Origin of the sequence: Porphyrobacter sp. AAP82, from assembly GCF_000331285.1 — a bacterium.
Lineage (GTDB): Bacteria > Pseudomonadota > Alphaproteobacteria > Sphingomonadales > Sphingomonadaceae > Erythrobacter.
The window spans coordinates 36,156-49,182 of the sequence record NZ_ANFX01000029.1 but is presented as its reverse complement, the minus strand read 5'-3'; the positions used below and the strand labels follow the sequence as shown (position 1 = coordinate 49,182).

General features: G+C 68.9%; 15 protein-coding genes and 1 tRNA gene. 6 read left to right on the top strand and 10 right to left on the bottom strand.

Going from position 1 to position 13,027, the window contains the following annotated elements; translation table 11 throughout:
- Positions 1-24: 24 nt before the first annotated feature.
- Positions 25-579 (bottom strand): sigma-70 family RNA polymerase sigma factor, encoded by a 555-nt coding sequence (locus D620_RS0108910; RefSeq protein ID WP_017665450.1) that lies wholly within the window; start codon positions 577-579, stop codon positions 25-27.
- A 215-nt stretch (positions 580-794) separates the two neighbouring features.
- Between D620_RS0108910 and D620_RS0108905 the strand changes: the two genes are divergently transcribed.
- Entirely contained in the window at positions 795-1,322 is a 528-nt protein-coding gene (locus tag D620_RS0108905; protein ID WP_017665449.1) for a hypothetical protein, read from the top strand.
- Between the two features lie 39 nt (positions 1,323-1,361).
- Here the strand turns inward: D620_RS0108905 and D620_RS0108900 are convergent, their stop codons facing one another.
- Positions 1,362-2,744: an alginate export family protein gene (locus D620_RS0108900; RefSeq protein WP_017665448.1), complete on the bottom strand. Its 1,383-nt coding sequence runs from the start codon at positions 2,742-2,744 to the stop codon at positions 1,362-1,364.
- A 303-nt stretch (positions 2,745-3,047) separates the two neighbouring features.
- On the opposite strand from D620_RS0108900, the gene D620_RS0108895 reads away from it, so the two are divergent.
- Positions 3,048-3,443, top strand: a complete 396-nt coding sequence (locus D620_RS0108895) for a hypothetical protein (protein WP_026092068.1) — start codon at positions 3,048-3,050, stop codon at positions 3,441-3,443.
- Positions 3,444-3,785: 342 nt separating this feature from the next.
- On the opposite strand, the gene D620_RS0108890 is transcribed toward D620_RS0108895, so the two are convergent.
- A tRNA-Ser gene (locus tag D620_RS0108890) sits at positions 3,786-3,876 on the bottom strand.
- 279 nt (positions 3,877-4,155) lie between these two features.
- On the opposite strand from D620_RS0108890, the gene D620_RS0108885 reads away from it, so the two are divergent.
- The 3 genes from D620_RS0108885 (at position 4,156) to D620_RS0108875 (ending at position 6,801) form a co-directional block, all read left to right on the top strand.
- A complete protein-coding gene (locus D620_RS0108885) occupies positions 4,156-4,995 on the top strand; it encodes a DUF1134 domain-containing protein (RefSeq protein WP_017665446.1) in 840 nt (279 codons plus the stop codon).
- A 70-nt stretch (positions 4,996-5,065) separates the two neighbouring features.
- Positions 5,066-6,244, top strand: a complete 1,179-nt coding sequence (locus tag D620_RS0108880; RefSeq protein ID WP_026092066.1) for an aromatic amino acid transaminase — start codon at positions 5,066-5,068, stop codon at positions 6,242-6,244.
- Positions 6,245-6,249: 5 nt separating this feature from the next.
- Positions 6,250-6,801, top strand: coding sequence for a GNAT family N-acetyltransferase (locus tag D620_RS0108875; protein WP_017665444.1), 552 nt, complete (start codon positions 6,250-6,252; stop codon positions 6,799-6,801).
- 4 nt (positions 6,802-6,805) lie between these two features.
- Here the strand turns inward: D620_RS0108875 and D620_RS0108870 are convergent, their stop codons facing one another.
- The 7 genes from D620_RS0108870 to D620_RS0108840 all read right to left on the bottom strand — a co-directional run bounded on the left by D620_RS0108870 (position 6,806) and on the right by D620_RS0108840 (position 12,278).
- Entirely contained in the window at positions 6,806-8,047 is a 1,242-nt protein-coding gene (locus tag D620_RS0108870) for a hypothetical protein (protein WP_155800088.1), read from the bottom strand.
- 81 nt (positions 8,048-8,128) lie between these two features.
- Positions 8,129-8,752 carry a riboflavin synthase gene (locus D620_RS0108865; RefSeq protein ID WP_017665442.1) on the bottom strand — a complete coding sequence of 208 codons (624 nt, stop codon included), beginning with the start codon at positions 8,750-8,752 and terminating at the stop codon, positions 8,129-8,131.
- A gap of 22 nt (positions 8,753-8,774) precedes the next feature.
- Positions 8,775-9,722: a bifunctional diaminohydroxyphosphoribosylaminopyrimidine deaminase/5-amino-6-(5-phosphoribosylamino)uracil reductase RibD gene (gene ribD / locus D620_RS0108860; protein WP_017665441.1), complete on the bottom strand. Its 948-nt coding sequence runs from the start codon at positions 9,720-9,722 to the stop codon at positions 8,775-8,777.
- Positions 9,723-9,754: 32 nt separating this feature from the next.
- Positions 9,755-10,219, bottom strand: coding sequence for a hypothetical protein (locus D620_RS0108855; RefSeq protein ID WP_017665440.1), 465 nt, complete (start codon positions 10,217-10,219; stop codon positions 9,755-9,757).
- Between the two features lie 261 nt (positions 10,220-10,480).
- A complete protein-coding gene (locus tag D620_RS0108850; RefSeq protein ID WP_026092065.1) occupies positions 10,481-11,215 on the bottom strand; it encodes a M48 family metallopeptidase in 735 nt (244 codons plus the stop codon).
- On the bottom strand, positions 11,212-11,685 hold the full coding sequence (locus D620_RS0108845; protein WP_017665438.1) for a YcgN family cysteine cluster protein: 474 nt from the start codon (positions 11,683-11,685) through the stop codon (positions 11,212-11,214). The genes D620_RS0108850 and D620_RS0108845 overlap by 4 nt, the downstream gene beginning before the upstream one ends.
- Positions 11,673-12,278, bottom strand: a complete 606-nt coding sequence (locus tag D620_RS0108840) for an SCO family protein (protein ID WP_017665437.1) — start codon at positions 12,276-12,278, stop codon at positions 11,673-11,675. The genes D620_RS0108845 and D620_RS0108840 overlap by 13 nt, the downstream gene beginning before the upstream one ends.
- A gap of 101 nt (positions 12,279-12,379) precedes the next feature.
- On the opposite strand from D620_RS0108840, the gene D620_RS0108835 reads away from it, so the two are divergent.
- Positions 12,380-13,015 carry an ankyrin repeat domain-containing protein gene (locus D620_RS0108835; RefSeq protein ID WP_233992039.1) on the top strand — a complete coding sequence of 212 codons (636 nt, stop codon included), beginning with the start codon at positions 12,380-12,382 and terminating at the stop codon, positions 13,013-13,015.
- Positions 13,016-13,027: the final 12 nt, after the last annotated feature.

Here is a 13,027-nt window from a genome sequence, read left to right as displayed (position 1 = left end):
GCAGCTTGTTCAGGCTCCGGGCATTCAGGCTTCGGGCAGGGCCTCGCCGCTGGCGATGATCGCGCGCATCGCCGCGCGGCCGCGATTGATCCGGCTCTTGACCGTGCCGAGCTTGCAATCGGCGACCTCGGCGGCCTCCTCGTAGCTCAGCCCGGCACCCGCGATCAGCATCAGCATTTCGCGCTGGCGCTGCGGCAATTGTGCCAGGGCCCCTTCCAGATCGGCAACGTGGATGCGCTCCTCCTGATCGGGGGCCTGCACCAGCAGCCGCTCGGCCGCTTCGGGCTCCCAGGCAACCTGCCGGCCCTGCTTTCGCACCGCGTTGTAGAACTGGTTGCGCAGGATCGTGAACAGCCACGGACGGAACTTGCTGCCGGGCAGGAAGGTATGGCGCGAGACCCATGCGCGCACCATTGTCTCCTGCACCAGATCATCGGCCATCGCCATGTCGCGCTGGCGGCACAGCGAGCGCGCGAAACTGCGCAGCGCCGGGAGCGATGCGGTCATCTCGGTGGTGAAGCATTGCGGCTGCTGCTGCGGCGGCGGGCCGTAGGCGGTCTTGCAGGCTGGTCTGGGCATTGGCACCTTGTCCTTGTGTCCCTCCCCCCCCAGCCTTGTCGGCGAGCTTGGCGGCAGGTTCCCTAAACTCGGCAAGGATTTGCGCCGGGCAGCCCGCCGCCCGAGGCCCGGCTAAAGCGGGTCACTGGCCTATGTGAATTCGCCTCCCGCTGCCCCGGCCTATCACCCGGCCCGAACCCGGCGCCGACAACGTTGTTGCGCTCGGCCGCTTCCTCGTGACGACCCCGCGCCGCCGGTTCGGCCCGGACGAGGGGGACCAGCCCGGGGCAGGATCGCGGCTCGAGGTGCGCCTGCGCATCGCCGGGCTGCCGCATTTCGATTACGCCGAGGACGGCGAGGCGCTGGTGGTGCCGACCCGGCAGATTGCCAGCCTCGCGCAGTGGCTGAGGCAAGCGGACAGAAGCGCCGCCCAAAGCGAGAACTGCGAGGATCGGGATTGCCCCGGGGATGTGCCGGCCTTCGCCGCGATCCACCTCGAAATGCCGCTCGGTGCGGGCGCCATGTCGCCGGCTGCGGCGCAGCGCCGTGCCGATTGGCTGGCAATGGTCGCGCGCGAGGTGCGCCGTGTCTATGGCGGCCCGGTGCCGATCGTGGCGGTGCAATGCCCCGCGCCCTGGACCCCGCTGGCAGCGGCCGGGAGCGATTATGCCCCCGATGCCGACCGCGTCACCATCGCGGTCCGCCCATCCGGCCTGCGCGATCTGCTCGACACCTGTCCGGCCGAAGACGGGCAGGAAGACTGATCGGGGCAACCCGCGGCTGCGCTTTTCGGGGCCTGCTTGTCAGAAGGTGAAGGTGGTGTTGAGCGAGATATACTTTGTCCAGGCACCCGGCGGGGCATTGGGTGCCTCGCGCAGAAAACGGCCCTTGGCGAGCAGCACGACATCGGCCTCCAGCCGGATCTTGGAGGTCAGGCTGTAGCGCAGCCGCGCATCGAGCTGGTGCCCGGCGAAGCGGCCTGACCGTCCGGTCGCATCGCGCACCCCGGTCGACGAGAACGCATCCTCGCGCGCGGCCAGCCAGAACGGGCGGTAGCTGACCATCAGATCGGTCTTCTTGCCCGGCACCGCCTCCAGTCTGACGCCCGGGCTGATGAGATTGGAGCGCAGGATCGCGTTGTAGAGCGCGCCGGGGGCAAGGTCTGCGCGGCGCATGCCGAGGATGGGGTCGAAGCGGCCATAGCTGCCGCCGCGGCCATCGCCGCTCGCATGGTCATATTCGAGCGCGACGCGCGGTCTCCATCCGCCTGCGAAGGTGTAGCCCAGATCGCCATGGACGAACCACGCGCGCACATCCTGCGCCGACGCACTGGCGGCAAGGCTGGTCGATACGGTTCCGCGCTGGACGATGCCCTCGACCTCGAAATCCCATGCGGCGGGCTTCGGGTCTCGGATCAGCCGGGCAAAGACCGTGTCGAGCGAACGGTCACGGGTCGGGCGGCCGGGTGCATCGCGCTCGCCGAAATGGATGAAGCCGACCTCGGCCATCGCCCCCGCGAGCGTGTTGGTGCGGGTCACCAGTCCGCCCCACAGCACAGCATCGAAGCTCTCGCGGTCCAGTGCGACGTCGTTGTCGAGCAGGCTCGCGCGGTCATCGGGCAGGCGCTGCTGGGGCAGAATGTAGACCAGCGTCGCCTTCCACCCGCCCGGCGCGGCAATGTCGGCCCTGATGCCGGTCGAGCTGTTGGTGGTGTTGCGATACTCGTCCGCCGCCACCAGCCGCCGCGAGCCGAGCGCGAGGAGGAAACGGCCCGCTTGCAGGTCGACCTTGGTGCCCGTGCCCAGCGCTCCGGGCAGCGCGACGCCGAGATAGGCCTGCGCAGGTTCGAGTGTATTCACCTCGCCGGTGGAGACGGGCGTGCCTCTATTGCCGCCATAGGCGCGGCTGTCCCACAGCTCGGCGACGACATGGACCTCGGGGGTTATGTGGTAGTCGGCGGTGAGAATTGTGCGGAAGCTCGCCAGCTCGTCGGCGGAGTTGAACCCGGCGCGCGCCTGTCCGTCGATTGCCTCGAAACGCGCGCGCACCGAGGCGCCGAGTTCGAGTGGCTGCTGCTTGGGCGGGCGCGGCGGCGGGTCTTCCGCGCGTACCGGCGCGGGCATGGATAGGGCAGCGGCAAGCGCCAGCGCGGCGCTGCGCGAAAGGCGGGAATTGCTGAAGATCACGTCCGGTCTACCTCGCACAAGCTCTGGCCGCGGCAAGCACGGCCCGACGAGGCAACACTTGAGCACGCGGGCGCGCTTGGACGGGAGGTTGCGTGACCCCATTGCGCCGGAATAGCGCGCCGCGCGCCGGGGTCAAGCACGCCGCAAGCCTTGGCGGGCGGCGTAAGCGGGCCATACGCCCGCAAGCGCTGCGGCCGGGATCACGCCGTAGTTGGCCCCTCGACAGATACGAGATTTCCCCGGGGTTCAGGCGGGAGGTGGCGGTGGAAGGGAGATGGTGACGCCGCGCCGGGAGATGGCGGCATGAGCGTCGCGCCCACCACCATCAGGGTCATTATCCCGCTGGCCATCCGCAAGCGTAACGGCCGACCCAAGATCATGCCGCCGTCAAATCCGGTGGAGGCCAATGAGGCCGCTGTGGAGGCCCATGTGCTGCGCGCCGTCGCCAAGGCATGGAGCTGGCGGCGCAAGCTGGAGGCCGGAAAGGCCAGCACCAATTTCGACCTGGCCCACGCCGAAGATGTCTCCGACCGCTACATCGGCCGGATGATCAAGCTGGCCTATCTGGCCCCGGCTGTTCTCGAGAAACTGCTGCTACAGCGATGCCCACTGGCGGTGTCGCTCAAGGACCTGACGGTCATTGCCGACCTGCCGTGGGCAGAGCAGGTTGCTGCCGCCTTCGGCTCTTCAGAAGCCTAAATACCGCCTTGCAGGCTGGCGTTTGCCGTCCATGCGGACAGGCCAGGTGCGCCCAGAATTGCGCGCCAACACCTCCACCTCGGGTTCTCTAACTGCACATTCGAAGGAGTTTCTCCGACGAACTGCCGAGCCAGCTTATTGGCCAAATGCCTGTAAAACATATCTATTTGAAATCCGAACGACCGGCGGTGAGGTTCGGGTGATCAGAGACAAATTGCGTTCAGAGACAGCTTTGACCGCGTCCGCCAGTCTCCGGGGTTCGGACGGCATCGGAAAAACGGCGCGACTACTGGGGGCTTTGCGCCCCTGCGGTCGCCCGATTGCGGGTTCGCGACAGGGGAGTGGCGGAGACGGAGGGATTCGAACCCTCGGTACCCTGATAGAGTACGGTTCCTTAGCAGGGAACTGGTTTCAGCCACTCACCCACGTCTCCGGGCATCAGCTTGGGCTGCGAGGGCGGGGCTATAGTCGGGCATTGGGCAAGCGGCAAGGTGCTTGGACAAAAATCCTTGCCCCCGCTTGCCCCGATGCCCCCGCAAGGGGACCGGCGCGCGGTTCGGGAGAGGTTCAGCCTTGCGCCGCTAGCCACCGGAGCGGTTCGTCGCAAATCGGATTCGCCTCGGCGACGGATGGTTGCGGCCCGCAGCAGAAGCGAATCTCCTGTGATGCGCAGAAAACCGGGGCTGACACTGACATGCGAAAGGTCGCAAATATGAGCATGATGACCGCCCGTTTCCCCGAAGCCCCGCTTGCCGGATGGGCCCGCCGCGCGGCGGGCTATGCCCTGGGTGCGCTCGCGGCGCTGAGCCTTGCGGTTCCCGCACTCGCGCAGTCGCAGGATCTCGAGACGGTCGATCCCGATGCGGCCTGGAGCGAGCAGAGCGGCGCGATCGACGCCGATCTGGCTGCGCCCCAGGCGCCGCCGGCGGGCACCGCCCAGCAAACCCCGCCGCCTGCCGATCCGGCCACCGACCCGGGTGTCGATGCGACCTTCGGCGATTACGCCGCCCCGCCGGCTGCGCAGGACACGGCTCCCCCCGCCACCCAGACATCGCCGGTCGCCACCGCCCAGACCTATGGCGAGGATGATCTGATCGGCGCGGCCGAAGGGGTGTTCGGCAAGGGCGCGGAAGGCCTTGCCAAGATGATCGAGGACCTGCTCAGGAAGCAGGGCGAACCTAACGGCTACATCGTCGGGCGCGAGGCGGGCGGGGCGTTCATCCTCGGCGCACGCTATGGATCGGGCACGCTCCACCACAAGATCGAGGGCGAGCAGAAAGTCTACTGGACGGGCCCCTCGATCGGCTTCGATGCCGGGGCCAATGCCGCCAACACCTTCGTCCTCGTCTACAACCTGTTCGACACCGAGGACCTCTTCAAGCGCTTTCCGGCAGGCGAGGGGCAGGCCTATTTCGTCGGCGGGCTCCACGCGAGCTATCTGCGCCGCGACGATGTGGTGCTGATCCCGATCCGGGTCGGCGCGGGGCTGCGGATCGGGGTCAATGCGGGCTACATGAAGTTCTCCAAGGAGCAGAAGTGGCTGCCCTTCTGAGGGCGCATTTCCCCGCCTGAATACGAAAAGCCGGTTGCGATCTGCGCGCCCGCGCGCCATGCGCCCGCGCATGCTTGACCGACTCAGCCCCCAGGCGCCCGACGCGCTGCTCGCCCTGATCCGCCTTCACGCCGCCGATCCGCGCAGCGACAAGATCGACCTCGGCGTCGGCGTCTACCGCACCGAGGATGGCGCGACCCCGGTGTTCGCCGCGATCAAGGCGGCCGAACAGGTGCTGCTCGATACCCAGGAGAGCAAGTCCTACCTCGGCCCGGAAGGCGACATGGGCTTCGTCGCCGCGTTGATGCCCCATGTGTTCGGCGCGGGCGGCCCGGCGATGGGCGGCCGCATTCAGGGCATGCAGACCCCGGGCGGCACGGGTGCGGTGCGGCTTGCGCTGGGTCTTGCGCAGAAGGCCGGGGTGAAGCGTGTCCACATGGGCGTGCCGTCATGGCCCAACCACGCGCAGATCCTTGCCGATCTCGGCATGGAGCTTGCGCCCTTCGAACACGCCAATGCCGACGGCACCGCCAACCTCGACGCCGTGCTCGCGGCGATCAACGGCGCTGCGGCCGACGAGGCGGTGCTGCTCCACGCCTGCTGCCACAACCCGACCGGCATCGATTACACCGAGGGCCAGTGGGCCGCGATTGCCGATGCCTTTGCGACCTCCGGCACCTTCCCGATCATCGACGCCGCCTATCAGGGCCTCGGCCACGGGATGGAGGAAGACGCCGCCGGGATGCGCGGCGTTCTCGCCAGGGTGCCCGAAGCCTTCATCGCCTATTCCTGCGACAAGAATTTCGGCCAGTATCGTGACCGCGTGGGCGCGTTCTACGTGCTGGCGAAGGACGCAGGCGCGCTGGGCACCGCCTTTTCCAACGCCAATGCGCTGGCGCGCGCGGGCTGGTCGATGCCGCCCGATCACGGCGGCGCGGCGGTGCGGATTATCCTCGGCGATCCCGGCATGACCGCGCAGTGGCTCGCCGAGCTTGACACAATGCGCGCACGGATGCGGCAGGTGCGCGATGCGCTCGCCAGCGCGGGCAGTGCGGGACGGATCGACCTCACGCCGCTCGGCCACCAGAACGGGCTGTTCTCGATGCTGCCGGTCACCAAGGAAGAGGTCGCGAGCCTGCGCGAGGAGCACGGCATCTACATGGCCGCCTCGGGCCGCATCAACATTGCCGGCCTCACGCCGGGGAACCTCCCCAAGTTCATCGCCGCGCTGGCGGCGGTCGCGGGGTAGGGCCGATGCTCGACCGCCAGCCGGTGCTGGAGGGCGAGCATGTCCGCCTGCGTCCGCTGGAGCCGGGGGACTGGGAGGCGCTCTTCGCGGTCGCCTCGGACCCGCTGGTCTGGGAGCAGCACCCCGCGCATGACCGCTGGCAGGAGCCGGTGTTCCGCGCCTTTTTCGCCGACGCGCTCGCCAACAGGGGCGCGCTGGTGACGATTGACCGCGCGACCGATGCGATCATCGGCTCCTCGCGCTTTCAGGGGCTGGAGGAAGCAGGCGGCGGCTCGGTCGAGATCGGCTGGACCTTCCTCGCGCGCTCGCATTGGGGCGGGCGCTGGAACCACGAGATGAAGCGCCTGATGCTCGCCCACGCCCTCGCCAGTGTCGCCGAGGTGCGCTTCCTTGTCGGCGAGGCCAACACCCGCTCGCGCACCGCGCTAGAGCGCATTGGCGCAAGCCTCACCGACCGGTGCGAGGAGCGGGTGATGGCGGGCGGCACGGTCGTCCCGCACCTCACCTATGCGATCACGCGGGAGGGGTTCGCGGAAGGGCCGCTGGCGCTCCGCTAGATCTCTACCGGGTGAACACTGCACCGTGCGGCTTGGCTGCGCCGGTGAATCCATGCGGCCATGCGCGCGCGTCGAAGCTGAAGCCGGGCTTGCCGTCGGCATCGCAAAAGGCGGTGTCGATCGCCAGCGCGCCGGTCTGTTGGTCGAGGGTCAAGAGGTAAGTGCGGTCGCCGTCCTGCCCGGAGGTCACCACTAGCCGCTGCGCCTTGGCGTCCCAGCCGGTCCAGTGCGACCTGTATCGCCCGTCGATCACCAGCCGCGAAACCTCGCGCACATTCTCGCCGTCGGCGATGTCGAGAACGACGAAACCGTGGATCGCGGGAACGGACTGGACAAGGTAATGGCCCACGATGGTCGGTACCCCGCAGCGGTCGCCCTCGAACTTGTGGACCATTCGCGCAGCTGGCCGGTGGGTGTCGACCCCGGTCACCCGCTGCATCCCGCAGGACAGGGTCTGGATATAGACTGATCCGTCTGCCGCGACGCGCGGCTCCTCGGGCGCGACATGGCCGTTGAGCGTGGGGCCAGGATCGAGCCGGTGGGTGCCCAGCAGCGCGAGGTCCGACAGGCGGAAGATCTGGTAGGTGTTGCTCGTCAGCATGTGCTCGTTACCCATCGGCGAATTGGTGACGAGAACGCGGTCGATCGTGGGCAGCACGGCAAGGCTGTAGGGCAGCAGGCCTTCCTCGCCAAAGGCCGGATCGGCATTGCTGGCCGACCGCACCGCGCGGCCGGTCTCGTCGATCTCGACGATCCCGCCACTGGTGCCGCTCATCGCCATCATGTCGTGACCGCTATGGCCGGTGTACTCTCCGGGCGCGGCGAGCTGGAAGCTCGAGAGGACATTTCCATTCGGCAGGCGCAGGAAGGAATGGGGCATGGCAAAGCCTGCCAGATTGCCGAACACCGCGATCTGGCGGATGTCCAGCGGATTGGTGACGTCGAGGATGACGGTGCGCCCTGCGTCGTGATCATTGGCGAACAGCTTGCCGCTTTCCGGCATGGTGTATTCAGTGTGATGGGGGTTGTTGCTGGTCTGGTCGGTCGCGGCGCTGGTGACGAGCCGGCCATAAGTGGGCGAGGCCGGATCGGCATCGATCACCGCGACGAAATCCTTGTCGGCTTTTGCACGGTCGCCCGCCCAAACGATCAGGTGATGGCCTGCGGGCGTGGTGTCCTGCGCCAATGCCGCGCCGGGCACCATCGCGCTGGCTGCAAGGGCTGCGGCCAATGTTCTGATTGTCATGCGATCCCCCTACCAACCTTGTGTACGGGCAGGAGATAACGTGCCGCTAGTAGCAAGACCAGCAGCGTCTGTCGCCCGCCCTCACCGCGCCGCAGCGAGGCTCTGCATGCGCTTCAAGTAGCGCGCGAGCACGTCGATCTCGAGATTGACCGCGTCCCCCTCCTTGAGCGCCCCCAGCGTCGTCACCGCGGCGGTGTGGGGGATGATGTTGAGCAGGAAGTCGCAGGTGCCGTCGGGCCGGTCGCGCACGTCGTTGACGGTCAGCGACACGCCGTTGACGGTGATCGAGCCTTTCTCGGCGATGAAGGGGCTCATCTCGGCCCGCGCGCGGATCGCGATGTGCCAGCTGTCGCCGGACTGCGCCACCATCACCACCGCGCCGACCGAATCGACGTGGCCGGTGACGATGTGCCCGCCCAGTTCGTCGCCGAGCCTCAATGAGGGTTCGATGTTGAGCCGCGCGCCTGCGTTCCACATGCCCGGCACGGTGCGGCTGACGGTCTCGCCCGAGAGGTCGACATCGAACCATGCATCGCCTCGCCCGCCGCCGCGCTCGACCACGGTAAGGCACACGCCCGAACACGCGATCGAGGCGCCGATGTCGATCCGCGCCGGATCGAGCGGGGCGGTGATGCGCAGCCGCAGGTCGCCGCGCTGTTCGGCGGCGGCGATGGTGCCGATGGCGGTGACGATGCCAGTGAACATGGGGGCGGGTTCCTTGCGAGAGCTATCGGGTGCGCAGATAGGCGGCGAAGGCGTCGCTGCCAAGCTGGCGGCGTTCGGCGATGTGCCAGCGCCCGTGCGCCTCGCCCAAGGACGCGAGGCCCAGCGGGCCGAGCGCCCTCAGACCATCACCGATCACGATCGGGGCGGTATAGAGGTGGAGTTCGTCGACAAGGTCGGCGGCAAGGAAGGCGGCGGCGGCTGCGGCCCCGCCTTCGACATAGAGATATTGCACGCCTTCGAGGCTGGCGATGGCATCGGGCGCGGGGAGGGCGGCGGCACCCTCGGGCGCCGCTCGCCGGGTCAGCACCACCCGCTGCGGCGAGCGCGCCTCCAGCCCGGGCAGGCGCACGTCGAGGCGGGGGGAATCGGCGCGCCATGTCCCGCCGCCCACGAGGATCGCGTCATGGCGCGCGCGCTGGGCATGGACATGGGCGCGCGCCGCTTCGCCGGTGATCCACTGGCTGGTGCCATCGGCCAGCGCGATGCAGCCGTCGAGCGAGGTCGCGAGCTTCAATGTCACCCACGGCCGCCCCGCGCGCTGGCGGGTGAGGAAGCCCGCAAGGCTCGCGGCCGAGGCGTCATCGCCGAGCAGCGTCACAGCGATCCCCGCCGCCTCGAGCCGCGCCATGCCCTGTCCGGCAGTGCGCGGGTCGGGGTCCAGCTGGCCGATCACCACGCGCGCGGGCCTCGCGGTGCAGATCAGGTCGGCGCAGGCGGGCCCGCGCTCCGAGAGGTGCGCGCAGGGCTCGAGCGTCACGTAGAGCGCCGCGCGGCCCAGCACCTCAGGCGCGAGTCCGGCGAGCGCCGCCGCCTCGGCATGCGGGCGCCCGCCGGCCCGGGTCCACCCGCGCGCGATCACCCGGCCGCCTGCCACCACCAGCGCCCCGACCCCCGGATTGGGACGGCTTGAGGGGCGCGCACGGGCCGCGAGCCGCGCGGCGGCGGCCATCCAGTCGTGATCGGAAGGTGCGCGTGCGGCGGCTATTGTCCGGCGCTTTCGGCTTGCTTCGCCTTGGCGGCAGCCGCGATTTCGGCGCGGCGCTTGTCGGCGGCGGCCTTCTCGGCCGCGCGCTCGGCCTCGGCCTTGCGCTCGATTTCCTCGACATCCATGCCGGATGCCCGCCCGATTTCCTTGTAGATCCGGCGCTTTTCCTCGGCGATGCGCGCTTCCTCGGCCGCGCGCAGGTCCTTGATTTCCTGGTTGGCGCGGTTCTCGGCCATGATCTCGGCCTCGGAGCGGGCGGGATCGAGCGTGGTGATGTATTCGATCGTCGGGCGCTCGGGCTCGCCATACTGGGTGCTGCTCGCGCCCCACCAGATCATGAGCGCCGCCGGCAGGATCGAGACGATCAGGATCGGCCAGCGATGGGGGTGGGGCCGCCGGATCTCTTTCCAGAAATCGGCAAACCCGCCGACCGGATTGAAGCGGGAGGGGAGAATGCGCATCGTGACAGTATAGGCGCGGGGGCGCCGAGGGGGAAGGGGGTGAGGGAGCCTCGCTGCGATGGGGCGTGTGCTGCGGGCCGCTGACAGGCCCACCCCTAACCCCTCTCGCAAGCGGGAGGGTGACGATTGGCGTCGACCCACCCTCCCGCTTGCGCGAGGGGAGCGAGACTTGGTCGCGAAGCGGCCTAGTCGCAGCGGGGCGGGCCTGCGAGCGGCCCGCAGCACACGCCCGAGCGCAGCGAGGCTCCCTCGGCCCGGCTCCTACCCGAAGCTTGCGTAAAGCCCGCGGCCGTGATCCCTGAGCCAGCGGTCGGCCGCGGCGATCTCGCCTTCGAAGATCCGCGCGAGCAGCGCATGGAACGCGGGCGAGTGGTCGAAGTGGACGAGATGCGCGACCTCGTGCGCCACCACCGAGCGGCGCACCCAGTCGGGCGCCTGCACCAGCCGCCAGTTGATGCGGATGCGCTGCCGGTCCGAGCAGGAACCCCAGCGCCGCTGCGCACGGGTCAGCCCGATCGCGACCGGTGCAAGGCCGGCGGCGGCGCAATAGTCGTGCATGTCGGCCTCCGCGAGGCGCAGCGCCTCGGCCTCGAGCCAGCGCCTGAGGCGCGTCTCGAGCCCTGCTTGCGGTCCGCCGATCCTGAGGCCGTCACCCTCCACCGCCGGCCGGCGCGGAGCACGCGGCTCCCACACGAGGCGCAGCGCCTGCCCGCGGTAAAGCACCTCGCCGCCGGGTTCGGGCGCGGCGCGCTTGGGCAGGCGCGCCATCTGCTCGGCGAGCCACTGGCTGCGGGCATGTGCAAAGGCGATCGCCTCGCGTCCCTCGGCCCAGGCGGGAAGCGTTATGCGCACCTCGCTGCCATCGGGCGCGAGCCGCAATGTCAGCCGCCGCGCGGTCTTCATGCGTTTGAGGACAATCGGCACCTGCCGCCCGCCGAGGTCGATTTCCGGATCGAGCGCATGGCGCGCCGAGGCACCGCGCAGCCAGTCGATCATGCGCCCGCCCCCTCGTCCCAGTCGCGGCGCGGTGCCGGCCATTCGGTGATATGGTGTTCCATCGGCCCGGCATCGACCTCGCTCACCACCCGCCCGACGATCGAGACGCCCGCGCGCCGCACCGCATCGCGGTCACCCGAGACGAGGTAGTGCCAGCCGGGCAAAGCGCGGCCATCGGCGCGCAGGCGGTAGGCGCAGGTGGCGGGCAGCCAGCGCACCTGCTCGACAATCCGCAAGGTCAGCCGCAGGCAATCGGGCACGAAGGCCTTGCGGTTGCGATAGTCGGAGCACTGCGCGGTCTTGGTGTCGAGCAGGCGGCAGGCGATGTTGGTATCGACCACCTCGCCGGTGTCCTCGTCTTCGAGCTTGTGGAGGCAGCAGCGGCCACAGCCGTCGCACAGCGCTTCCCATTCGGCGCGGGTCAGCTCGCCCAGCGGCAGCTCCCAGAAGCGGTCCCTCAGTTCACCCATCGCGCCAGTTCCGCCGCGACCGCATCGCCGCCTTGGTCCGTGGGCAGCGTCGCGATCGGCGCGCCGTCGGGGCCGAACAGGTAGACGACCTGCGTGTGATCGACCAGATAGCCGCCGCCCGGCCGTGCCTCGCCCTTGGCGTGGTAAACCTTGAACGCCTTGGCCGCCGCGTCGATCTGCGCCGGCGTGCCGGTGAGGCCGATCATGTCGGGCGAGAAGGCGGCGGCGAATTCCCCGACGACCGCCGGCGTATCGCGCTGCGGATCGACGGTGATGAAGATCGGCACGATCTTGCCCGCCGAGTCCGGATCGCTCGCCTTCAGTTCCTTCAGCCCCTGCGCGACGCGTTGCATGTCGGTGGGGCAGACATCGGGGCAAAAGGTGTAGCCGAAATAGACGATGCGGTATTTGCCCGCAAAATCGCCCCAGCGCACGGGGGCGCCCTTGCTGTTCGTCAGCGTGAATTCGCCCCCGATGGGCGCACCCGCGAGCGGCGGCTCCACCGCTGGCGCAGCCGCCCCGCAGCCGGCCAGCGCAAGCGACAGCGCTATTGTCAGGCAAGCGAAGGCGGAAGGCTTGTTGATGCGGTTCATGCTCTGCTAACTGGCTCTTCGAGAAAGGCGCTGCGGCCAGAACCCCGCGCGCGCCGTTCCACACGGCTCAGGTGTGGCAGGTAATGCGAAAGGATCAAACCGTGGCTGATGGTGTTTTGCGCAAGTTAGGGCTTCGGGCCGCGATTGCCAGTGCCCTCCTGCCTGCGCTCGCCCTGTCGCTGCCTGCCGCAGCGCAGTTCCAGTCGGAAGGCTACCAGTTTCTCGAGGCGGTCAAGGAGAGCGACGGCGACAAGGCGACCGAGATGCTCTCCAAGCCCGGCACCCAGATCGTCAACACCCGCGACATCACCAGCGGCGACACTGGCCTCCACATCGCGGTCGCGCGTGCGGACCTGCTCTGGGTGCGCTTCCTGCTCCAGCGCGGGGCCGATGCCAATATCCGCAACAAGAAGGGTGCGACCCCGATCCAGCTGGCGACCGCGCTGGGCTTCACCGATGGCGTCGCGGCGCTGATCAAGGGCGGGGCGAGCATCGACATCGCCGACCAGACCGGCGAGACCCCGCTGATCACCGCGGTCCATGCGCGCAATGCCGCGCTGGTGCGGCTGATGCTCGAAAAGGGCGCGGACCCGGACCGCAACGACAATTCGGGCCGCTCGGCGCGCAACTACATGGAGCTCCAGGCGGGCAACGATATCCTGCGCCAGATCTTCGCCGATGCCGATGCCAAGCGTGCCGCGGCGGGAACCAAGAAAGACTACGGGCCTTCCTTCTGACATGACCGATTA